We start from the raw sequence: 22,705 nt of genomic DNA on the forward strand, positions 1-22,705 counted from the left end.
GGGGATCCCATCAATCGTTTAACGGTTTTTGGGAGCCCCTTTTTCAAAAAATCAGCAGCAAGCTTGCGACAATTGGAACGGCAATCATCGAAGACTTGAGCAGCGGGACGGGGGCGCGGTTTGTAAATTTGGCGCCGATGTATGCGCCGGACATTGTGCCGATGACGACTTCCACGAGCAGCCCGAGATCCAGTGTCCCTTGCTGGAAGCTGGCGAGTCCGCCGCCTATTGCAATCGGGATAATGACCATCATGGTTGTGCCGGCAGCCTGGCGGACAGATAAGCCGAGAAGGATCATTAAGCCAAGCTGGATAAATGGCGTCGAGCCGATCCCGAACATCCCTGAGAGCGCCCCGGTTACGATGCCGATCAAAAGCGAGCGGGCCACAAAACGGGGCCCGGACGGAATGCTTTTTGCCTGGATGGATTGCTTTTGCAGCAAAAACATTCTGAGCCAAAGCAGAAAGGCTGAGAACATGAGCATGCCGGCGGTGAGCCATTTTAGTTCGCCGCTTGCAATATGCGCGGAGACATGGGATCCGGCCCAGGCTCCGGCAGCGCCTATGATGCCGGTTGTAATGCCTGCTTTAATGGAGACATTGCCTTCTCGGTAATGGCTTACCGCCCCGGAAAATGAAGAAAAGATCATGGCTGTTAAAGCAGTCGCAAGCGCGGTATGGATCGAAACGCCGAATAAAATTGTCAGCAGGGAAATGATAAAGCCCGCACCGCCTGCGCCGATAAATCCTAAAATAAGTCCGGTTAAAAACATTGTAATCAAAATGGAAACATGCATGGAAAAGCCTTCTTTCGCGCTGTACTGCTTCCATTTTATCCGGAACTGCAGGCCTTGTCACGCTGCCGGTTTTTAAGAGGGCGCGATCCAGCGTTTGCGTCCGCGGGATGTGCGGTGAGCCATAAAATATGATCACTCTTTTGCCTGTAAAGCCGCCATCATGCAATGGGTGCCGGGACTTGATGTATTAAATCAGAACAATGAAAAGGCGGTTATCAGCATTCTAAAGGCCAGATCGAAAAAGCGGCGCCCATTTTGCAGCATGAAAAAAAACGGCTCCATTCTTGAAGAACAGGGCCGTTTTAGGGGTTTATTGCGTAACCGGTACAGCGAGCAGCGCGCTCAGCATCCAGATGTTTTTTTCAACGTTTTCCACGAGCGTTGTCGCCATGTCAGCCGTGCCATAATCCTGATTGTCTTCGGCAAGTGCGATCAATTTTTTCAGTTCGACGGCGATCTGTTTGTAGTCTTTTACAAGAGATTCCACCATTTGTTCAGCGGTTAAGCCGGATTTTGCTTCTTCAATGGTTGCAAGTTCAAGGAATTCTTTGAAAGAAGCAGCCGGCTTTCCGCCGATCGCAAGGATGCGTTCTGCAAAATCATCGACCACCGTAGCAGCTTCGTTGTACAGTTCTTCAAATTTTACGTGCAGCGTGAAAAACAGCGGGCCTTTTACATACCAGTGGTAGTGGTGCAGTTTTGTATACAGGACGCTCCAGTTTGCAACTTGCTCGTTTAACGCTGTTTCAATATACATTTTCATTCCTCCCCAGTTTTGGTCTTGCTATACTTTTATTATAATTTATATCATTTAAAAGTCAATATTAAATAATAATAATTATAAACATGTTGCGAATGGTGGTAACTTTCCCGGCTTTATCTGGTTTAATAACGATAGCACCAGGCGGCATTCTCCCGGCCGTTCCAGTTTTCTCCGGTTTTAAAAACGCAAAGGCAGGGACAAGGAGATTCGCTTCTTGCCCATGCCGTCTGTTTTCAAATTTCGCGCGGCCTGTTGCCCGGTTTTTGCGCTTAAGCTCACGGTACGATCCGGAATCTTTTTTTCGGCCCGGTTTTAGTTTCTGTCGGTTTTAAAGATAATCCCGTTTTGCTTCCGCGATTTTTCGATAACCGAAAGGACTTCATAACTGGACTGGCGCAAGGTTTCATACGTTTTCCTGTCATTTTGCGCGATGATATCGGCGAAATCATTGATTTCATACATCATATTTTGCGCTTCCTGCTCCCGCGAGAAGAGGACCGGCTTCTTTGTCCGCACATCGGCAAATTTCATCTTTTCCAATTCTGAGATGCCTTCAATGATAATGCTGCCTTTTTCGCCGTGGATTTCGCTCGGAATATAAGAATGGGAAATTTTCGAGCAGATAACGGTAATGTTAAACCCTTCGTATTCGAGGACAAGGGTGCCTGCCCCATCAATGCCGTTCCGCAAAAGGACTGGGAAGTACCGGCTGTCTTTCGGTGTGCCAAATAACCAGACCGCAAGCGAAAGCGGGTAGACGCCAAGATCCATTAATGCCCCGCCGGAGAAGTTCCGCGAGAACACGTTCGGCTCTTCGCCGGCAAGAAATTTGTCGTAGCGGGAAGAGTATTGCACATATTGGAAAATTCCGCTTCTGATCTGGCCAAGATCTTTTAATTTTTCTTTTAAAAGGGCGGTATTCGGATAATGGATATTCCGGATGGCCTCAAATAAAAATACACCATTTAGATCGGCAACACGAAAAGCTTCCTTAAATTCTTCCGTATTTGAAAAAATCGGTTTTTCGCAAATAACATGTTTTTTGTTTTTCAGAAAAACAAGCGCGTTTTCAAAATGGAGCGCATTTGGCGACGCGATATAAACAGCATCAATGTTCCCGTCTTTTGCCATTTCTTCAAGATCCGTAAACACATTCGGTGCGCCATGTTTTGCCGCCATTTGTTCAGCGCTTTCTTTTCTGCGCGAGTAAACGGCTTCAAGGGTTAATTTTCCGGATAATTTTGCTGCTTCAATAAAAGCAGAGGTAATCCAGCTTGTTCCAACAGTTGCAAAACGCATAGCATCGCTTCCTTTTCTCATTTTATCTTGATATGTTCATTGTATCACATGTCGAAACGGTTGATAAACAGTGAGGATTCGACATAAAATTTTATAAATAAATGGATATTTTTGTTGAAAAAGATATATAGTTGAAATATATATACATAATCACAGGAATGCCCGGTCTTCTTCAGACATATATTGAGCATGAAAGTTCATTTCAAAAAAGCTTGAAAAACGGATTGATAGAAAGATAGGCAGGTGCAAAAATATGGGTGTCGGAAAAATACATTATGAATTTATGGATCTCCCGCTCCGCTTTCATCTTTTTTCTGCTGTTGTCGGAATGGATGGTATTTTAAAAAGCATTTCCTCTGATATGCAGACTGTAACGGGTTTTGATGCCGGCGATTGGGTGGGAAGGCCTTTTTCTGCTTTGATGCACCACGATGACCGCAACAAATGGGCAGGCATTCTAAATGGAGAGGAAGAAGAAATGGGCCTTTTCATGTACAGGATGAAATCGAAAAACGGTGATTACAAATGGGTGGAGTCCACTTATGCGGTCTTTAAAGATCTAAAATATGGCGAAAAGCCCCATATCCATTTGCTGACGAAAGACATGACGGTTGTCAAGGAATTATACGATTATCTTGTATCATCTGAACAGTTGTCCATGGTCGGGCAGCTTGCCGCGGGCATTGCGCATGAAATCCGGAATCCGCTCACCGCGATTAAAGGATTTTTGCAGCTGATGCAGGCCGGCGTAATTGATACAGGACATTATCTTGATATTATGCAAAATGAAATTGAACGGATTGAAATGATTTCAAGCGAGCTGCTTTTTCTCGGCAGGCCGAAAGCATCGGATATGAAAGTTTGCTGCCTGCAAACATTGCTTGATGAAGTGCTTGTTTTAATGGAGACGCAATCGTACGGAAAAAACATCCAAATTGAAACGGTTTTTCCGTCGCAGCCTATTTTTATTTGCTGTGATGATTCGAAAATGAAGCAGGTATTTGTGAATTTAATCAAAAATGGCCTGGAGGCAATGGAAGAGGGGGGAACGCTGACCGTTGAACTTTCAGTGGCCGGGGAACGTGCAGCCGTTGCGATCCGGGATGAGGGAATCGGGATCCCGCCGGAAAAATTGGAAAAAATCGGCCAGCCTTTTTATACGACAAAAGAGCGCGGCAACGGGCTTGGTTTAATGGTTTGTTACCAGATTGTAAGAGAGCATAACGGGGACATTTCCATAGAGAGCAAACCCGGGGAAGGCACTGTTTTCACCGTGGTTCTGCCCTGGGCGGGGCCGGACGGGGAACAGGAGGCATCTGGCAGTTTTTGATGCGCGTCTCAAAGCATCCGGCAATCTGTGAAGCCAAGAAGAACCCGGCCTTTCCGGCAGATTTCTTCTATTGAGAATAGGGAAAAACTGTTGTATGCTTATGTACAGTCTCCAATGGCCGGATGATTTGTGCACTGTTTATTAGGAAGGTGAGGGCCGATGTAAAAAAAAACGATGCAAAAACAAGCCTACTCTACATGATTGAAAGGAACTGACATATGGCAGGATTTAAAGATGAAGTGTTATCAAGAAGGACTTTTGCGATTATTTCCCACCCGGATGCCGGGAAAACAACATTGACGGAGAAGCTGCTTCTGTTTGGCGGGGCCATCCGCGCCGCCGGGACGGTCAAAGGCAAAAAAACCGGGAAATTTGCGACTTCCGACTGGATGGAAATCGAGAAGCAGCGGGGCATTTCCGTTACTTCTTCCGTTATGCAGTTTGAATATGCGGGAAAAAGGATCAATATTTTGGATACGCCCGGCCACCAGGATTTCAGTGAAGACACATACCGGACACTGATGGCCGTCGACAGCGCCGTCATGATCATTGATGCTGCTAAAGGGATTGAGGCACAGACGATTAAACTGTTTAAAGTGTGCCGGATGCGGGGGATTCCGATTTTTACATTTATCAATAAACTGGACCGCCAAGGGAGGCCGCCGCTTGAGCTGCTGGCTGAACTGGAGGAAATCCTCGGCATTGAATCGTATCCGATGAACTGGCCGATTGGCATGGGAAAAGAATTTCTCGGCATTTATGACCGTTATCACCGCCGCATCGAGCAGTTCCGCGTGGAAGAAGGAGACCGGTTTCTGGCGTTGAATGAAGCGGGCGAAGTGGAAGGGGATGCCCCGATCAAAGAAAACGCGCTGTATGGCCAGGCGCTGGAAGAAATCATGCTCCTCGATGAAGCGGGCAATGAATTTTCGGAGGAACGGATTGCAAACGGCACGCTGACGCCGGTCTTTTTCGGCAGTGCCCTGACAAATTTCGGCGTGCAGACATTTCTGGAAACGTATCTTCAATTTGCGCCGCCCCCGCAAGGAAGAAAGACGGACGAAGGGGTGGTGGATCCGTTAAGCGAACAATTTTCGGGTTTTGTGTTCAAAATCCAGGCGAATATGAATCCAGCCCACCGCGACCGGATTGCGTTTATCCGCATATGTTCGGGAAAATTTGAACGCGGCATGTCCGTCACGCTTGCGAGGACCGGAAAACAAATGAAACTGTCCCAGTCAACTCAGTTTCTTGCGGATGACAGGAGCACTGTTGAAGAAGCAGTCAGCGGCGATATTCTCGGCCTGTATGATACCGGCACATACCAGATTGGCGACACGATCTACTCCGGGAAGCAGCCGGTCCAATTTGAAAAGCTGCCGCAATTTACACCGGAACTGTTTGTAAAAGTGTCGGCGAAAAACGTCATGAAACAAAAAAGTTTCCATAAAGGGATCAACCAGCTCGTTCAGGAAGGCGCGATCCAGCTTTACCGCACATGGCATACGGAAGACTATATTTTAGGGGCGGTCGGGCAGCTGCAGTTTGAAGTGTTTGAACACCGCATGAAAAATGAGTATAACTCCGATGTCGTGATGGAATCGATCGGTTCCAAAATTCCGCGCTGGATTGAGGGGGATACGGTGGACGAATCCCTGTCCAGTTCGCGCAGCCTGCTTGTAAAAGACCGTTTCGGGAAACCGTTGTTTTTGTTTGAAAATGATTTTGCATTGCGCTGGTTCACGGACAAGCATCCCGGCATTAAACTGTATAATCCGATGGAATAAAAAAACACTGTGCGGCTTTGCCGTACAGTGTTTTTTGCTTTTATCCGGGGCATGATAAGAACACATGAAAACGGGAGAATATGGCGACTTGCCAACTTCAGTTTTAAAGGGGCATGCGCATGAAAAAATTAGCACCGCTTGAGGCGATTGTTTGGAACATTGCCTTGCCGGGTTTTGCCCAGCTTTTGGCGGGCCGTTATGTGAAGGGCATCGCGTTTATTTTTATGGAGTTTCTGATTAATGTGAACAGCCGTTTTAACGAAGCGATCATGCTCAGTTTTCTCGGAAAAACAATGGAAGCCGGAAACATCATCGATTACGGATGGCTGATGTTTTATCCTTGTCTATACTTTTTTGCCATGTGGGATGCGTATAAAATGGCCTGCGGCAATCTTAAGCCGTATAGTTATCTGCCTTTTGTGTTTGCTGCTTACTTTGTGACGATCGGATTAATGCTCTCCCCTGCGGTTATCGTCCGGGAAAAAATGCCCGGGCCCGTGTTTTTCCCGATGTTTTGTGCCATCCCCGGACTTTTGGCCGGCGGGCTGCTCCGAAAAATTTTAACGCGAAAATTGCATGAAAACAGTTGACGGAAATGGATGTATCCCATATAATCAAAATAACATAATACTTTTGACAATTGTCAAAGGGGAGTAGCGTTAAGTGTGCATGGCACACTTAAAACAAAGTCGTCATTACATGATCCGTTTCGGCGGTCATCGGCTTTGTTGGCACCGTCCGGATGTCCAGCAAGACCTTTGCCTGTACAGGTAAAGGTCTTGCTTTTTGTCTTTACAGGAAATTGTCAAAAGTGGCACTTTACTTATCACGCCGGACGCGCCTGGGCCGGAATGCCGCTTTTTGATCTGTAAGGGCAATGGTCCCGGGTGCCGGCAAAGGAGGACTATGTGGAATGGATTTTACAATGCTGCTTGAATATGCATGGGTGTTATGCGTATTGGTCGGACTGGAAGGGATTTTAGCTGCAGATAATGCAGTCGTGATGGCGGTAATGGTCAAGCACCTGCCGCACGCCCAGCAGAAAAAAGCGCTCTTTTACGGGCTTCTGGGCGCGTTTGTATTCCGGTTCACCGCCCTGTTTCTCATTTCGTTTCTTGCAAACATATGGCAAATTCAGGCTGTCGGTTCCGCTTACTTGTTTTTTATTATGATCCACCATTTTGTAAAAAAGCGCCAGGAAAACGGCCCGAAACTTGCAGAAGCCGCATCGAAGCCGGTTTCTTTCTGGATGACGGTTTTTAAAGTGGAACTCGCCGACATTGCGTTTGCAATTGATTCCATGCTTGCAGCTGTGGCCATGGCTGTGACGCTGCGCCCGGCCGGTTCGTTTCAAATCGGGGGCATTAACGGCGGGCAGTTCATCGTGATGTTTTTAGGCGGGGTGATTGGGCTCGTGCTGATCCGTTTTGCTGCCAACCGGTTTGTCCGCCTGCTGGAAAAATATCCGGGCCTTGAAGATGCCGCTTTTCTGATTGTCGGCTGGGTCGGGGTAAAATTGCTCGTTTTTACGCTTTCGCATCCGGGCGTCGGGCTGATTGATGAACATTTCCCGGAGTCCGCTTTGTGGAAACTGATCTTCTGGGCAGTTATGCTTGCGATCGCAGCGGGCGGCTATTTTTTCTCCGTCCGCAAAAAAAATAGCAACAAGGAGGCGCATTCCGGCGGGAAATCGGGTAAAAAGCAGCAACAGATGTAAAGAAACCGGCAAAGCAGGCGAGTCCCGCTTTGCCGGTTTTTCTTTTATTCCGGGTTTTGCCCGGAAAGGCGGGATTGGGCCTCTCGCACGAGTCGTTTTGTCATTTCTCCGCCTACCGATCCGTTTGCCCGTGATACGGTATCCGATCCGAGCTGCACGCCAAATTCCTGGGCAATTTCATACTTTACTTGGTCCATGTATGCCTCAATGCCCGGTACCAACAATTTATTGCTGTTTCTCGCCATCATCATTCTCCTTTTTTTAAATTGGCTCCTCTTTCTGCCGCCCGTATTGCGGCATCAGCCTTTATGAATAGTATCATCCTCCAGAAAATAATTATGTTTGGAAACAGTTGTATTTGCATGCACCCGGAGCCGGATTTGACAGATATTGCGGCCATAAAGCGTTGATGCGCGGGCATGCTAATGAAGCAGGCAACCTGAAATAATGGAGGGGACGGCATGGCCAAACGAAAAGCTGAATTTGATGCAGCCGCAAAACATAACAAAACCCCGAAAGAAAATCTGGCCGAAACAGAATTCTCCGCAGAATTTGCCCGCGGGGAAGAAGCGGTGAAAGGGGCAAACCGCAATTCAAAAAAAGGCAGGAAAGGGCGTTCATGAACCGCAGAAAACAAAATGTCCGGGAAGAAGCGGGGCTGGAATTCGGGGACATCAATGCCGGGAAGATATATGAAATCATGGCTCAAAGAGGAACCGGCAAAAAAAAGAAAAAATGCAAAAAAAAATAAAGAATGAGGATGGCGGCCGCCATCCTTTTTTGCGGAAATGGCAGGAGAAATTCCCCCGTTTGATCACGAATTACCACCATATCATCCATCTTGCAATTTCATTTGACATATCTTCTCAAAAAGAATATGTTCTTAAATAGCAGCCGGAAACCCTTATGCAGCAGACCTTTTCTGGGCATTTGCTGAAAACTGAAATGATAATGAATCCAGGGGCATGCTTCTTATGGAGAAGGGGAGAACAAATTTGGGAACAGATCGGTTTATGAGCCAAAAGAAAAGGGGACTTGTGTTAAGAGATCATGCACAGCTTTGCAGGACCCTTTTTTTGGAAGCAATGGATGCGATTGTATTTTGGGATCAAAACGGCCGGATCCTGTTGGCAAACGAAGCCGCTTTAAAAATTTTCGAGTGCACGATGGAGGAGTTTATCGGGAAAAAGCTGAGCGATTTTGTTTATGTCGAAAACGGCGGGAATTGCCGGGAGTTCGACAGGCTGGACCACATCCCGGCAGCCCGCGAAGAATTGCTCTTTAAAATGCCGAACGGGCAGCTGAAGCATCTCGAGTTTACATCCCGGTATATCAGCGCAGAAAATTACCATGTGACCATTTTCCGCAATGTCAGCAGCCGTTACAAGATGGAACAGACGCTGCGGGACAGCGAGGAACGGCTCCGGAAAGTGTTCGAAGGATCGATCGACGGGATGGTCTTATGGAACTGGGATTTGAAAATTGTCGATATTAACCCTGCAGCCGCGAACGATTTCGACTGCAGCCGGGAAGATGCGATCGGGAAGAAAATCCAAAATTTATTGCTTACCAATGACGAAAAAGTGCAAAAAGATTTTCTCCGCCATCTTTTTCAGTTGAAAGAGAACGGGACGGCAGATTATTTGTTTAATGTTTCAAAAGCCAATGAAACGAAATATTATGAGATCACGTCAAAAGGGAACCTGACATCGAATATGAATTTAACGGTCATCCGGGATATTACCGAAAGAAGGGCGATGCAGGAGCAGCTCCGCAAATCGGATACCCTGAATATTGTCGGGGAGCTCGCGGCCGGCATTGCCCACGAAATCCGCAATCCGATGACAGCTTTGAAAGGTTTTATCCAGCTGCTGCAAAACAGCATGAAAGAGGAAGAGCATTCATTATATTTTAACGTGATTACATCGGAACTGGCGCGGATTGAAACAATTATTACCGACTTTCTGGTGCTGGCAAAGCCGCAGGCAATCCAGTTCCAAAATCATGATATCCGGAAAATCATGCGCGATACGATTGGTTTGCTGAATGCGCAAGCGCTGATGCACAATATCCAGATTTCCTGCCGCTTTGACGATGGGCTTCCGGATGTTTATTGCGAAGGCAACTAGCTTAAGCAGGTCTTTATCAATATCATTAAAAATGCAATAGAAGTCATGCCGGACGGAGGAAAAATAGATATCAAGATTTGTTACGAAAAGGAAAGAGGGCTGGTCCATACAAGCATTCGCGATGAAGGGGAAGGCATCCCGGACGATAAAATTGAAAAGCTGGGCGAGCCGTTCTATACGACAAAAGAAAGAGGAACCGGACTTGGTTTGATGATCAGTTATAAAATCATAAAGGAGCATAAAGGCTTCATTCAAGTCCAAAGCAAAGTACGGGAAGGCACAACTTTTCATATCTTTCTTCCCGTGCAGCAGGAAGCAGGTGATGAAAATGGCTTTTATTTGGCTGGAAAGCCCAATCGGACCTTTAACAGTAAGGGCTGATGAAAAAGGCATTACGGCCGTTTCTTTCGGCAAAACAGATGAAGAGGGTATGCCGGAACCCCGCCACCCGCTGCTTTTGCGCGCAGCCAGTGAACTGGAAGCGTATTTTGCAAAGAAAAGAACCCGTTTTGATGTGCCGGTTTCTGTCTCCGGCACTCCCTTTCAAATGGTGGTTTGGGAAGCGCTCAAAAAAATTCCGTATGGAGAAACGTGCTCGTATAAAGACATCGCTGAGGCTGTCGGGAACCCGAAAGCCGTGCGGGCCGTCGGGCAGGCGAACCGGAAAAACCCTGTTCCGATCCTGATCCCCTGCCACCGCGTGATCGGAAAAGACAAGTCGTTAACAGGCTATGCCGGGAGCCGGATCGATCAAAAGGCATTCCTGCTCCATCTTGAAGGGACGATGATCTAAAAGGGGCAAAGTTTTGAAATCCCGCTCGGACCAAGGTTCAACTTTTATCTCTTTTGTTTTTCCATTGTAAAAATTTTTCCAAATCCGGGGTCACTTGCGTCAGGAGAAAAGCAAGCACGGCGGTGTCGTCAACAAGGCCTGCGCCGGCAAGAAAATCAGGGATGATGTCAATGGGAGATACGAAATAAATAAGGCCGATTACAATCATGAGAATCGTCCGGTACGGAACGGTGCGGTATTCGCCTTTTGCCCATGCCCTGACAAGCTGGAAAAGGACGCGGATTTTACTCCACATATTGGCAAGCGTGATTTTGTTGGAGAGTGCTTTTTTCTCCGCGCGGTTAACCAGATCGCCGGTTTTTTTCCGGTCGTTTAAATACTGTTTTGCTTTTGAACGAAATAACCATCTGGCTGCTTTGGCCAGCAGAAAATTTTTTGCCATCTGCTTCACTTCTTTCATGTCTTTTTCTCTTTTATTTTTCCACTGCGTGACCAAAAAAAACATGGAGCGGTGAAAAACGGGTGGTTTTTTCGGGAGATGTGAAAATTTTTGGCGAAAATTTTGTCTAATATTGCGATTATATTTACATTTCTGTCAAGACCTGCGATACTACTTTAGTAATGGTAAAATAAGCAGGGTGGGGGCAGGGCTTTTGCGCCTTTCCGGCTTGCAGAGAACTTTTGCCACGATGCCATCATGCGGAAAACCGGCAGAATAGTCCGCCATTTTTCATGTGTAACACCTCACATTTTTTGAAGCATAATCGGGGGATAACAATCATTCAATAGAAAAAGAGAACTAAAGGAGAATTTGAAAGTGGACACGCACATGTTAGATGAGAACAAGTATCTTTACAGAATTCAGAAAAAACGTCAGGAAATGATAGAGCTTGGGAAAAAACTGGGCCTGACGCATGAGAAAACGGTCCGGTGCAGCCAGCAGCTGGATTCGCTCATGAATGAGTATGAAGCCTATCGAAAGCAGCACAACGCCCGGTCATCCGAAATGGTGATTATCCGGGAAATGTCATTCATATTGTATGAAAAAGTGCAGCGGCTCAATCTGGCTGAAGCGAGAAAAACGTATAAAGCCATGCAGCTTGTTTAACAAACAGGGGAACTGCTTCCAACCTTTGCATCTTGGTTTTTCTCCTTTGAGTGCGGATGAATCCTGATCAATATTCCGGATGAATATGTTTCCCGCCCGCCTTTTTGTTTGGACTGGTTTTGGCCGGGTAATAAAACCCGGCTTTCTTCTGATTGATTTACAACAGCCGGGTTTGGACTGCGTTCGATCTTTTTACAAACATAAAAAACCCGGCAGATGGCCCGTGCTGTCCATCTGCCGGAATGCAAAAACCGGCATGGGCTATGTCCGCATGCCGGTTTTTGCTTTATTTTTCCGCGATGGCAATGTCACCTTCGCGGACTTCCGCTTTTAAGTTTTTGCTTTCCGGATGGTCGAGGATAAAGTCGGCAATCCGGTCTTCAATTTTTTCCTGGATAACGCGGCGGATCGGGCGGGCCCCAAATGCCGGGTCATAACCGAGTTCGGCGATTTTTTCTTTCGCTTCTGCTGTCACGTCAAGCGTAATCGCTTGTTCGTTCAGCGTTTCATTCAGTTCGCCGAGCATCAGGTCAACAATTTTAACCAAATGTTCTTTTTCAAGTGGTTTAAATTCGATAATGCTGTCGAAACGGTTCAGAAACTCCGGTTTGAAGAAGTCGCCGAGTGAATCGAGAATATTCGATTCTTTGATCGCTTCACTTTTAGCGAACCCGACTGTTTTATGCTTAAATTGGGTGCCGGCGTTGCTCGTCATAATGATGACGGTATCTTTGAAGCTGACCGTCCGCCCTTGGGCATCGGTTAAGCGCCCGTCATCAAGAATTTGCAGAAACATATTCAAAACATCCGGGTGCGCTTTTTCAATTTCGTCGAGCAAAATAATGCTGTACGGGTTGCGGCGCACTTTTTCCGTCAGTTGGCCGGCATCTTCATAACCGACATAGCCGGCAGGTGCCCCGATCAGTTTCGAGACGCTGTGTTTTTCCATATATTCGCTCATGTCAAGCCGGATCATCGCATCTTTCGTGCCGAACAGTTCTTCCGCGAGCCGTTTTGTCAGTTCCGTTTTTCCGACGCCGGTCGGGCCGACGAACAGGAACGAACCGATCGGGCGGCTTTTCGCTTTCAGGCCGGCACGCGAACGGCGGATTGCTTTTGCCACTTTCCGGACCGCTTCATCCTGGCCGATCACTTTTTTAGCGAGGTTTTCTTCCAGATGCTGCAGTTTTTTCGCTTCATCCGCTTCGAGTTTGCCGACCGGAATACCCGTTTTCTTTTCGACGATTTCCTGAATTTGCGTGACATCGACAACCGGTTTGGCTTCGGTTTGTCCGGAAGCAGCCAGCTCGTTCAGTTTTTGTTCTTCTTTTTTCAGTTCGGCTGCCTTTTCATAGTTTTCCGTTGCAAGCGCAGCTTGTTTTTCCTGCGCAATTTCAGCAAGCCGTTTTTGAATATCTTCTTTGCTCGGAACCGCAATCGTCAGGTTCAATTTCGAACCGGCTTCATCCATCAGGTCGATCGCCTTATCCGGCAGGAAGCGGTCTTGGATGTAGCGGTGCGACAACTTCGCACAAGCTTCAATCGCTTCATCGGTATAGGAAACGTGGTGGTAGTTTTCATACCGGTCTTTTAAGCCGCGCAAAATCATGACGGTTTCTTCGGGGCTTGGTTCATTGACCTGTACCGGTTGGAAACGCCGTTCAAGTGCGGCATCTTTTTCAATTTGCCGGTATTCTTTCAAAGTGGTCGCGCCGATAACCTGGATTTCGCCGCGGGCAAGCGCCGGTTTCAAAATATTGCCTGCGTCCATCGAACCTTCTGCAGAACCTGCGCCGACAAGCAGGTGAATTTCGTCAATAAACAGAAGCACGTTTTTCCGTTGTTCCAGTTCGGCAATCAATTTTTTCATCCGTTCTTCAAATTGGCCGCGGATTCCCGTGTTTGCGACAAGCGAAGCCACATCGAGCAAGTAAACTTCTTTATGCCGCAGTTTTGCCGGAACCTGTTTTTCGGCAATTTTTAAAGCGAGCCCTTCTGCAATGGCGGTTTTCCCGACGCCCGGTTCGCCGATTAACACCGGGTTGTTTTTATTGCGCCGGTTTAAGATTTCAATGACGCGGGCGATTTCTTCATCACGGCCGATGACAGGGTCAATTTGCCCGGCCCGTGCAGCAGCGGTCAGGTTGCGGCCAAACTGGTCAAGTAGTCCGCTGCCGCCGCCTTGTGTTTGCGTTTGTACGGTTTGTTTCACGCCGTTTGGCTGGAACCCGTTGGCATTCATTTGGTTAAAGAGGTCGTTGAATCCTCCGAATCCGAAGTTTCCAAATCCGTTATTCATAAACATGCCTCCCCAGTTGTTTTCGAATTTTGCCCGTTCTTTTTGGTAGCAGGACTGGCACAGATTCAATGTTTTTTGGTTTCCGTTCACATTTATATGCATCCCGATCGTCGCTTCGTTTTGATGGCATTTGTCACATAACATCAAACATTCCTCCTTTGATCGGTTTGATTTTGACTATCTTTGACTAATGAGATTGAAAAACAATCAAAGCGCTTTGATTTGCTTTGACCTTAATTGGAAATCAGTATAGCTCAAAATTTCACAAGATGCAAATCTTTTGCATGCACCCCTTTGATGCATTTTGGCCATTACAGTAGAAAGGCAAAGTCATTTGTCTTGTGCTGAAAATAGGAAACGGCATCTGCGAGTCACCTTTTGACTATTTTTGACCTTTCTAATATCATGATACAACTGCGCGGCCCGAAAATCAAAAGATCTGCATTTGTCATTTGCGCTATCGGCCAATGGCACCATCTTATAATTGACTAACTTTGACCTTTGCCTATAGTATATGACAACTTTTTTTGTTTGTAAAGGGTTTTTTTGACTTTTTTTGACCAATTTTTTAGCGGCGGAAATGAACCGGTCGGGCTATTTTAAGAAAGCGGAACATAGGATAGTAACGGAGACGGTAGGTTGTCTTATTTTTTCTTAAAGGGGTGCAGGCGTTGAATAAGTGGGGCTTTGCTGTCCAAATCGCAGCCGTATATATTGGAACGGTGATCGGGGCAGGGTTTGCAACAGGGAAAGAAATTACCGTTTTTTTTACACAGTTTGGGCTGTATGGATTGCTTGCCATCTGCCTTTCAGGGTTTTTATTTATTTTCTTTGGCACAAAAATGATGGAAAAAGCGATCGATTTACATGCGGATTCCTATGAAACCTTAAACCGGTATTTATTTGGCAAAAAAGCGGCCGGTTTCGTGAATGTGATGATGATGGCCATGCTATTCGGGGTCTGTGGCGTCATGCTGTCCGGTGCGGGTGCTGTTTTCGAGGAACAGCTCCGTGTTGGCAGGGGGACAGGGATTTTATTGACGGTGCTGCTCGCCTTTTTTGTCATGTGCTTTGGCATCAAGGGGCTGCTTGGCGTCAACACGTTTGTCGTGCCTTTGATGCTTTTGTTTAATTTTCTCCTTTTGTCGCAGTCCGTCCAGTCACCCGGATTTATTCAGGCGCTTATGGCCCGGCCGGAAAGTGTTGATATGCCCCGTGCCCTTCTCCGTGCCCTTTCCTATGCGGCTTTGAATTTGGCGCTCGCGCAGGCGGTGCTTGTCCCGGTTGCGGCGGAAGTGAAAGATAAGGAAGTCGTCCGTGCAGGCGGGATACTGGGTGGGCTGTTTTTAACGCTCATCCTGATTTCCAGCCATTTGTCACTGGTTACGCTGCCAGACGTTGCCAAAGTGGAGATTCCGATGGCGCATATTGTGAAAGCGAGTTTTCCGGGCATTTACTTTATTTATGTTCTGCTGATTTTCGGGGAAATTTTCACTTCTATTATCGGGGATGCCTACGGGCTTGAGCGGCAAATGCAAAAATATATGCCGATGAAAAGCGGTTTGCTGTACGGGTTGATTTTTTCCGCCATTCTGCTGATCAGCAGCTTGCATTACGGCCCGCTGCTCTCGGTTTTATATCCGTTGTTCGGTTATTTCAGCCTTGTTTTTATGATGGCGCTCGGGATAAAGACGATCCGGGGGTGACAGGTGAACGCCATAAAAACAGCTTTGCGCGGTTGTTGTGCAGCGCAACAACTATTTATGGCGGAGAAATGCAGAAAAAAAGCCGTCCCCTGCTTAAAAAATCGGCAGGAAGACGACAAGCAGCAAATCAAAGGTAAGATGCGACAAAATTTGCGCGGGCAGGCTCCGTTTCTTTGCATACAGCAGCCCCCAGAAAATCGAACCGGCAAAAGCGGCAATGACCATGATTTTTAATCCGCAGTAAAAATAAACGGATGCGTTCAATACGGCGGAAATCAAAATGGCATATTTTGCTTCCATTCTTTTCATGAGCCGGGTCTGAACAAACGAACGCCAAAAAATTTCTTCCCCGGGAATGAGGATCAGGACAAGTGCTAAGTAATGCCAGAAAGTTTCGGGCGAAAAGCGCCTGTATGCGCGGGCGACTTCGTTGTCAAGCCCGCCCGGCAAAAAACCGAGAACCGTATTGCCAATTCTGAAAATAATATAGAGAAGAAAACCCGAAAAGATGCCATACAGCAGCAATTGAAGGTACGGAAGCTTTTCGTGTTTTTCTGATTTTCCAAGGAAAACCGTGTAACTGATCAAAAACAGCATCGCTCCGGAATATAAATACCAAAAAACAGAGATATCCCGGAACGTAATATATAGCAGAAGGTGGGCGATCAAGATACTTCCGAGAAGCTTTGTATCCACCATGTTTTTTGCCACCGCCAATGCGCTCCTTTCTTAAGTTCGAAAACCGCCGGCCAAAAAGCCGGGAAGGGCCAAAAAAGAGATCCGGCCCCGCAGTCCGGCCTTCGCGGCATTGGGCCAAACAAAAATACATTGAATATTTTAGCAGAGAAACGGGGAAAAAGGTATCCGGGAAAATAATGTTAAAAAATTCACAATCATGGAAATGGAAGTAAAAAAACCGGCATGTGCCGGTTTTTTTACTGCGCGGTAAGCGTTTAAATTAACGCAAAGCCGAATGGATAACCTGATAATTTTTATGGTTTACCACTGTTTTTTCATCAAGTTCCAGTTCCTGATAGTTTTCCATATAGGTTAAATCCACGATGACCGAGTTCTCGTTCACCTTTTCGACAATCCCTTGAAGCCCGTCTTTAAATTCAATGATGTCACCAATTTGTGCTTTTTTCATTGCGGTCCCCCCGTAAGAAAGTATTGTAACCAGTTTGCACTATTTTTCTGAAAAGTTCAAGGCGAAAAGAACGGAAAAATACAAATCGGGCCTCTTTAAAAAAATCCCGGAAGCAAACAAGAAGGCGGCAGGAAGAATGTGGTACAATACTGGGTGGGGTGGTCGTATGTCGGAAGAAGAATTCAGACAGGAAATCAACCGGCTTCGCAACAGGGAAATCGAAGAATTATTCGTCAGCCGTGAAGATTTTATGGACTTCTGGAAAGTGCTTGTTGCCGAGGAAGACTTTAAGCATTTTAGGGGCATTGCACTGCGCGGCGGTCATGTCCGCTATATTTATTTGGATGAGCCGGAAATCTGACCGGGGCATGCATAATTTTGTGCATTTTTAAGCAAAATGAAGTCAACTCTAATGATTGTTTTATTTGGAAAGGCATGTTATTCTATTACGGGGATTTTGTTTTTCCCGCACTGTGCAAAATTTGTCATTTTTTGCTCCGGCCGGGGACATGCGTGTTCCCGGTTTCGGGCGAGGCATGTTTTTGGCACGGATGGGCCGCGCAGACTTTGAGGGAGCAGCCTGCTGAATAGCCGGGGATGAACGGTGTTTGCAGGAGTCCCGGCATCGCTGCGGCTTTTTTCAACCCCCCCGTTTGCAAAATTTGTCATTTGTATGAAGATGGTTGATAATATTGACGAAAAATGTACAGTGCATTATTTTTAGAACTATATTATATTATAGAAAAGGAGTCGTTCTACCCATGGCTGAAAAACAATTTAAAGTAACAGCAGATACAGGAATCCACGCACGTCCTGCTACATTGCTCGTACAAACGGCAAGCAAATTCGATTCAGATATCCAATTGCAGTATAAGGATAAGAAAGTGAACCTGAAATCGATCATGGGGGTTATGTCCCTTGGAATCGGCAAAGGCGCCGATATTACCATTTCTGCAGAAGGCAACGATGCACAAGATGCATTGAACGCTCTGGCTGAATTAATGAAAAAAGAGGGTCTGGGCGAATAATGTCAACCATTTTAAAAGGTATAGCAGCATCCAACGGGATTGCCATCGCAAAAGCATATCGTCTGGTAGAACCGGATTTGTCTTTTGAAAAAAGGCCTGTCCAGAATGTTTCAGATGAAGTGAAACGCTTTAATGCTGCTGTGTCTGAATCCAAGTCTGAACTGCAGGCGATCAGGGAGCATGCAATGAAGGCGCTGGGGGCGGACAAAGCAGCGATCTTTGATGCGCATTTGCTCGTTTTGGAAGATCCGGAACTGTTGATGCCGGTCCAGGATAAAATCAGGGATGACCAGGTCAATGCGGAATACGCATTGAAAGAAGTTGCTGATATGTTCGTGACCATGTTCGAACAAATGGATAACGAATATATGCGCGAACGTGCGGCGGATATCCGCGACGTGACAAAACGGATTCTGGCCCATCTGCTGAAGGTGGAAATTCCGAATCCGAGCATGATCTCGGAAGAAGTCATTGTCATTGCTGAAGACTTGACCCCTTCTGATACGGCGCAGTTGAACCGCCAGTATGTAAAAGGGTTTGCAACAAATGTCGGTGGGCGTACGTCCCACTCTGCGATTATGGCGCGTTCTTTGGAAATTCCGGCAGTCGTCGGGACGAAAACGGCGATCCAGGATATCCAAAATGGCGACCTTGTCATCGTGGACGGCAACAGCGGCGATGTCTATGTCAATCCGACACCTGAAATTGTCGATGAATACAAACAAAAGCAGGAACAGTTTGAACGGCAAAAAGCCGAATGGGCGAAGCTGGTCAATGAAAAATCCGTTTCGAAAGACGGCCATACGGTTGAACTGGTTGCCAATATCGGCACCCCGAACGATCTCGACGGCGTGATCCGGAACGGCGGGGAAGGCGTCGGCCTGTACCGTACAGAGTTCCTCTATATGGGCAGGGACGAGCTTCCGTCAGAAGAAGTGCAGTTTGAAGCCTATAAAGCGGTGCTTGAAGGCTTAAAAGGCAAGCCGGTTGTGGTCCGTACGCTTGATATCGGCGGCGACAAAAAACTGCCGTACTTGCCGCTTCCGGAAGAAATGAACCCGTTCCTCGGCTTCCGTGCGATTCGCTTGTGCCTGGACAGACAGGATATTTTCCGCACCCAGCTGCGTGCGTTGCTCCGCGCGAGCGCATACGGCAACCTGAAAATTATGTTCCCGATGATTTCCAATCTGGATGAATTCCGAAAAGCAAAAGCGATTCTTTTGGAAGAAAAAGAAAAGCTTATCCAGGAAGGCGTGCAGGTTGCAGATCATATCGAAGTCGGCATTATGGTTGAAATTCCTTCCACTGCCGTAATGGCTGATTTGTTTGCAAAAGAAGTCGATTTCTTCAGTGTCGGCACAAACGATCTGATCCAGTACACGATGGCTGCAGACCGTATGAACGAACATATTTCGTATTTGTACCAGCCGTATAACCCGGCCATATTACGCCTTGTGAAACGCGTCATTGATGCGGCGCACAAAGAAGGCAAATGGGCCGGCATGTGCGGCGAAATGGCCGGAGACGAACTCGCCATTCCGATTCTGCTCGGCCTCGGCCTTGATGAATTTTCAATGAGCGCTTCTTCGATTTTAAGGGCCCGTTCTCAAATCAGGAACCTGAATAAGGTGGATATGGAGAAACTTGCAGAAGACGTTTTGAACTTCACAACGAATGAAGAAGTAAAGGAACACGTGAAAAAAGTTCTTTCAAAAGCATAAAAAATTTTTTCAAAAACAGGTTTAGGTGTGAAGGAAGCGGGTATATATAAACCAGCCCAAGCATTAAGGGTAGTATTGGTATCCAGTATTGTCACAATACCGGATGTATATCGTTTCTTTCTCATTTTTCCCCCTATTTTTGCCGAGTGGCTTTTGCCATTCGGCTTTTTTTTGAATTGGGCTTTGGCGGACCGCACATCAAAACGCCGGATGTTCTTTTTTGCGGGAAAATGAAGGGGAACCCGGTTTGAAGGTATGTGTAAAATTTTACTCGAAGGGGCAAATGAGTGGAAAAAAATGGGAAGACGCTCTATCATCTAATTGTACACTTCAAGATGAACATCTAGAGAGAGAGGTCTTCCCATGGATATTATATCAATAATTGCTGGATTATTAAAGGATACAAAGAGTCTTATCGAATTTGAAGAACAGCTTAAACTTCTGATGCAGAAGGCTTTTACACAATGGGTTGGGGAAATATTTGAAGAGTTAGATAAAACAATTAAACAGGAGAAGTTAGAGGAGGGCTGGGTGTACTGCCGGAGTGATAACAGAAACATTCAGTTTCTATTTGGAAGTGTGACCTTTAAACGCTCATTAATGCATGACAAGAGAGGAAATTCCCATTATCCTCTGGATGAATGGTTAGGGCTGGTACCACACCAACGATACAGCCCGTTAGTGGAATTAAAGGTGGCAGAGTTGGCAAGTGAGAACACCTATCGGGAAGTAGCTGATATTTTAAAAGAGTGGACAGCAGTGAGTCTTAGTCACACAACTGTAGGGAACATGGTAAAACACGTAGGGAAAACTCAGGCGGAAGCCGATAAGGCACTTGTAGAAGAGCTAGAAATAGCTGTTTCCCTGCCTGAGGGGAAGAAGGTAGACTACCTGTTTTCTGAAGCAGATGGTGTATTCGTTCGGGGACTAAAAAAGAAACAGAGTATGGAAGTCCACCACGCCATTCTCTATGAGGGATGGGAAACCAATGGTAAAAGGGTCTCCCTGCGTCAGCCCACAGTCATCATGACGACGGAAGACATTCAGACATTTTGGGATGAAGTCCAAGCCACAGCTGCCAACACCTACTCCCTCGAAAAAACGCATGTCATTACAAACAGTGATGGAGGTGCGGGATACACAGCTGAACGGTTTCAAACAGCTTTCTCACAGTCGGAATTTCCGGTGCTCAACCAGCTGGATACCTACCACGTTGCACAAGCCATCATAAGGACATTTGGGGGCGGAAAGAGCGAGATCAAGGAGCAAATTAGAAAAGCGATTAGAACGCATGACCTGGACCAATTCACGTTATATTTGGATACGCACGAAAGCACCTTGACGGATAAAAAGGCTCTCAAGAAAATCAAGGAATTCCGTTCGTATATCTTGAAAAACTGGGACCGCATTTTTGACTGGAGAGACAGGGTGAAAAACGTGCCGGAAGGTGCGAGAGGCCTAGGAGCGATGGAATCGAATCAAAGGCATATCTCCTTCAGGATGAAAAAAAGGGGCATGCATTGGAGTGAACTTGGCGCAGAAGCCATGGTGAAAATCAAACAAGGCATACTCAATGGGACATTGAGAGAAGTCTATCTGAAACACCGTTCAAGAAGCGAGAGAAAGCAACGGAACTTGAAACAATTAATCAGGATGTCTCAACTACTCAAGCAGCCTGTACGCCCGTCAGTGGGCGTAAAGCACGGATCAGTTGCCCTGCATTCAAGCAGTTCATCGGCAATGGGACATTTAAGCAAAATATTAGAGCTTTCGTTTTAAGCTTGGCTCAGTGGGGACTGATCGTTGAGGCGCGCGAAATTTACGAGACTCCTGCGGGAAAAGCGAGCCAGGAGAGACCCCGCAGCGAGGTACGAGCGAGGAGGCTCGCCGGCCGCCCGCGGAAAGCGAGTGAATTTCGCGCGCCTCAACATCCCCGTTATCCATCTTTATACGGAAATATTACATCTTTTCCGAAAATTACACCGAGCAAGTAAAGCACGGTAGCCGAAAGTGTACAAAAAGAGTGTCTTGGAATACCCGATATTTAAACCTTGTCGAGAAAAACTTGACACATACGGTTTGAAGCTTTATCGTGCATGGACGGGGAAAAATCGTTTATAATGAAGACAGGCTTTTGTGAACATAAAGATACAGGGAGGGATTTTGAATGGATTTAGGGTTGAAAGGCAAAGCCGCCCTTGTTGCCGCTTCCAGCCAAGGGCTCGGGAAAGCGGTGGCCAAACAACTTGTAATGGAAGGCGCAGATGTCCTCATTACAAGCCGGAATGAAGAAAAACTGCAGGCGGCAAAAGAAGAATTATCCGCTTGCGGCACCGGGAAAGTGGCGTATATCCGGGCAGACATTACCCATCCGGAAGATATCCGCGCCATGGTGCAAAAAGCACGGGATACATTCGGCAGGCTGGATATACTGGTCAACAATGCAGGGGGACCGCCGGCCGGAAGTTTTGAAGATATGGCGGATGAAGACTGGCAAAAATCATTCGAACTGAATCTGCTTTCGTACATACGCATCATCAGGGAAGCATTGCCGCTTTTAAAGAAAAACGGCGGCCGGATTATCAACATTGCCTCTTCATCCATTAAGGAGCCGATCCCGGGGCTGATTTTGTCGAATACGTTCCGGACGGGCATTGTGGGACTTTCGAAAACGCTGGCGGAAGAATTTGCCCCGTACCAAATCCTTGTGAATACGGTCGGCCCGGGCAGAATTGCAACGGACCGGATTGTACATCTTGACAAAGTGACAGCGGAGAAAACCGGAAAATCGATGGAAGAAGTCCAGGCAAAGGAACTGGAGTCGATTCCGCTCGGCAGATACGGCGAACCGGACGAATTCGGGAGGTTTGTTGCGTTTCTGGCTTCAGAAGCCAATTCCTACGTTACCGGAAGCAGCTTCCTGATCGACGGCGGAAAAGTCAAATCGATTTAATCTGTCAGGTTTAAAGCAGGGCATGCGGGGTATAAATTAGAGGAAAGATTGTTTTCTTCCTTGAACCCCCATGTTTGCTTTTGGCCTGCTGTGATGCAGGTTTTTTTGTTTATTTGCGAAAAAAGGGGA

Annotated in this window: 22 protein-coding genes, 1 pseudogene and 1 riboswitch; of the genes and pseudogenes, 15 read left to right on the forward strand and 8 right to left on the reverse strand. The window is 46.8% G+C overall.

Annotated features, from left to right (window positions below; translation table 11 throughout):
- Positions 1–43: 43 nt before the first annotated feature.
- The 3 genes from NSU00_RS04965 to NSU00_RS04975 all read right to left on the reverse strand — a co-directional run bounded on the left by NSU00_RS04965 (position 44) and on the right by NSU00_RS04975 (position 2,858).
- Positions 44–796, reverse strand: coding sequence for a sulfite exporter TauE/SafE family protein (locus NSU00_RS04965; RefSeq protein ID WP_017552468.1), 753 nt, complete (start codon positions 794–796; stop codon positions 44–46).
- 310 nt (positions 797–1,106) lie between these two features.
- Positions 1,107–1,553: a Dps family protein gene (locus tag NSU00_RS04970; RefSeq protein WP_019721883.1), complete on the reverse strand. Its 447-nt coding sequence runs from the start codon at positions 1,551–1,553 to the stop codon at positions 1,107–1,109.
- A 318-nt stretch (positions 1,554–1,871) separates the two neighbouring features.
- On the reverse strand, positions 1,872–2,858 hold the full coding sequence (locus NSU00_RS04975) for a Gfo/Idh/MocA family protein (RefSeq protein ID WP_340703504.1): 987 nt from the start codon (positions 2,856–2,858) through the stop codon (positions 1,872–1,874).
- Between the two features lie 253 nt (positions 2,859–3,111).
- On the opposite strand from NSU00_RS04975, the gene NSU00_RS04980 reads away from it, so the two are divergent.
- From NSU00_RS04980 to NSU00_RS04995, 4 genes are all read left to right on the forward strand, one after another.
- On the forward strand, positions 3,112–4,188 hold the full coding sequence (locus NSU00_RS04980; RefSeq protein WP_104851350.1) for an ATP-binding protein: 1,077 nt from the start codon (positions 3,112–3,114) through the stop codon (positions 4,186–4,188).
- A gap of 218 nt (positions 4,189–4,406) precedes the next feature.
- A complete protein-coding gene (locus NSU00_RS04985) occupies positions 4,407–5,975 on the forward strand; it encodes a peptide chain release factor 3 (RefSeq protein WP_328197944.1) in 1,569 nt (522 codons plus the stop codon).
- Between the two features lie 119 nt (positions 5,976–6,094).
- Entirely contained in the window at positions 6,095–6,565 is a 471-nt protein-coding gene (locus tag NSU00_RS04990) for a hypothetical protein (RefSeq protein ID WP_019721888.1), read from the forward strand.
- Positions 6,566–6,611: 46 nt separating this feature from the next.
- Positions 6,612–6,781, forward strand: a riboswitch (yybP-ykoY riboswitch).
- Between the two features lie 107 nt (positions 6,782–6,888).
- On the forward strand, positions 6,889–7,692 hold the full coding sequence (locus tag NSU00_RS04995; RefSeq protein WP_340703505.1) for a TerC family protein: 804 nt from the start codon (positions 6,889–6,891) through the stop codon (positions 7,690–7,692).
- Positions 7,693–7,736: 44 nt separating this feature from the next.
- Here NSU00_RS04995 and NSU00_RS05000 read toward each other — a convergent pair whose 3' ends face one another.
- Positions 7,737–7,937: an alpha/beta-type small acid-soluble spore protein gene (locus NSU00_RS05000; RefSeq protein ID WP_017552476.1), complete on the reverse strand. Its 201-nt coding sequence runs from the start codon at positions 7,935–7,937 to the stop codon at positions 7,737–7,739.
- 216 nt (positions 7,938–8,153) lie between these two features.
- On the opposite strand from NSU00_RS05000, the gene NSU00_RS05005 reads away from it, so the two are divergent.
- The 4 genes and pseudogenes from NSU00_RS05005 to NSU00_RS05020 all read left to right on the forward strand — a co-directional run bounded on the left by NSU00_RS05005 (position 8,154) and on the right by NSU00_RS05020 (position 10,614).
- A complete protein-coding gene (locus NSU00_RS05005) occupies positions 8,154–8,315 on the forward strand; it encodes a hypothetical protein (RefSeq protein ID WP_013858884.1) in 162 nt (53 codons plus the stop codon).
- 372 nt (positions 8,316–8,687) lie between these two features.
- Complete coding sequence (locus NSU00_RS05010) at positions 8,688–9,821, forward strand: PAS domain S-box protein (protein WP_340703506.1); 1,134 nt, start codon at positions 8,688–8,690, stop codon at positions 9,819–9,821.
- A 12-nt stretch (positions 9,822–9,833) separates the two neighbouring features.
- Positions 9,834–10,202 (forward strand): annotated as a pseudogene (locus NSU00_RS05015) (ATP-binding protein); the annotation flags it as partial.
- Complete coding sequence (locus tag NSU00_RS05020) at positions 10,144–10,614, forward strand: methylated-DNA--[protein]-cysteine S-methyltransferase (RefSeq protein WP_029141700.1); 471 nt, start codon at positions 10,144–10,146, stop codon at positions 10,612–10,614. The pseudogene NSU00_RS05015 and the gene NSU00_RS05020, both read left to right, overlap by 59 nt.
- Positions 10,615–10,651: 37 nt before the next feature.
- Here NSU00_RS05020 and NSU00_RS05025 read toward each other — a convergent pair whose 3' ends face one another.
- Positions 10,652–11,074 carry a YkvA family protein gene (locus tag NSU00_RS05025; protein ID WP_340703507.1) on the reverse strand — a complete coding sequence of 141 codons (423 nt, stop codon included), beginning with the start codon at positions 11,072–11,074 and terminating at the stop codon, positions 10,652–10,654.
- A 357-nt stretch (positions 11,075–11,431) separates the two neighbouring features.
- Here NSU00_RS05025 and NSU00_RS05030 point away from each other — a divergent pair, with 357 nt between their 5' ends.
- Positions 11,432–11,722, forward strand: coding sequence for an aspartyl-phosphate phosphatase Spo0E family protein (locus tag NSU00_RS05030; protein WP_029141701.1), 291 nt, complete (start codon positions 11,432–11,434; stop codon positions 11,720–11,722).
- A gap of 286 nt (positions 11,723–12,008) precedes the next feature.
- On the opposite strand, the gene NSU00_RS05035 is transcribed toward NSU00_RS05030, so the two are convergent.
- The gene (locus tag NSU00_RS05035) at positions 12,009–14,165 is read right to left on the reverse strand and encodes an ATP-dependent Clp protease ATP-binding subunit (protein WP_029141703.1); all 2,157 of its coding nucleotides are present in this window, start codon (positions 14,163–14,165) and stop codon (positions 12,009–12,011) included.
- A 527-nt stretch (positions 14,166–14,692) separates the two neighbouring features.
- Between NSU00_RS05035 and NSU00_RS05040 the strand changes: the two genes are divergently transcribed.
- Complete coding sequence (locus NSU00_RS05040; RefSeq protein WP_017552483.1) at positions 14,693–15,727, forward strand: YkvI family membrane protein; 1,035 nt, start codon at positions 14,693–14,695, stop codon at positions 15,725–15,727.
- 93 nt (positions 15,728–15,820) lie between these two features.
- Here NSU00_RS05040 and NSU00_RS05045 read toward each other — a convergent pair whose 3' ends face one another.
- Together NSU00_RS05045 and NSU00_RS05050 are read right to left on the reverse strand one after the other, a co-directional pair.
- Positions 15,821–16,438 carry a CPBP family intramembrane glutamic endopeptidase gene (locus NSU00_RS05045; protein WP_029141705.1) on the reverse strand — a complete coding sequence of 206 codons (618 nt, stop codon included), beginning with the start codon at positions 16,436–16,438 and terminating at the stop codon, positions 15,821–15,823.
- Between the two features lie 247 nt (positions 16,439–16,685).
- On the reverse strand, positions 16,686–16,874 hold the full coding sequence (locus NSU00_RS05050; RefSeq protein WP_013858893.1) for a YkvS family protein: 189 nt from the start codon (positions 16,872–16,874) through the stop codon (positions 16,686–16,688).
- Positions 16,875–17,040: 166 nt separating this feature from the next.
- On the opposite strand from NSU00_RS05050, the gene NSU00_RS05055 reads away from it, so the two are divergent.
- From NSU00_RS05055 to NSU00_RS05075, 5 genes are all read left to right on the forward strand, one after another.
- A complete protein-coding gene (locus NSU00_RS05055) occupies positions 17,041–17,235 on the forward strand; it encodes a hypothetical protein (RefSeq protein ID WP_026104705.1) in 195 nt (64 codons plus the stop codon).
- Positions 17,236–17,635: 400 nt separating this feature from the next.
- Complete coding sequence (locus tag NSU00_RS05060; protein WP_013858895.1) at positions 17,636–17,902, forward strand: phosphocarrier protein HPr; 267 nt, start codon at positions 17,636–17,638, stop codon at positions 17,900–17,902.
- Positions 17,902–19,623 carry a phosphoenolpyruvate--protein phosphotransferase gene (gene ptsP, locus NSU00_RS05065; protein WP_133537077.1) on the forward strand — a complete coding sequence of 574 codons (1,722 nt, stop codon included), beginning with the start codon at positions 17,902–17,904 and terminating at the stop codon, positions 19,621–19,623. Before NSU00_RS05060 ends, ptsP begins: the two co-directional genes overlap by 1 nt.
- A 363-nt stretch (positions 19,624–19,986) precedes the next feature.
- Positions 19,987–21,402 (forward strand): ISLre2-like element ISBco6 family transposase, encoded by a 1,416-nt coding sequence (locus NSU00_RS05070; protein WP_340703508.1) that lies wholly within the window; start codon positions 19,987–19,989, stop codon positions 21,400–21,402.
- A gap of 388 nt (positions 21,403–21,790) precedes the next feature.
- A complete protein-coding gene (locus NSU00_RS05075; RefSeq protein WP_017552489.1) occupies positions 21,791–22,576 on the forward strand; it encodes an SDR family oxidoreductase in 786 nt (261 codons plus the stop codon).
- Positions 22,577–22,705 lie beyond the last annotated feature (129 nt).

The organism is Weizmannia sp. FSL W8-0401 (assembly GCF_038009125.1).
In the GTDB taxonomy this organism is placed as follows: Bacteria; Bacillota; Bacilli; order Bacillales; family Bacillaceae_C; genus Weizmannia; species Weizmannia coagulans.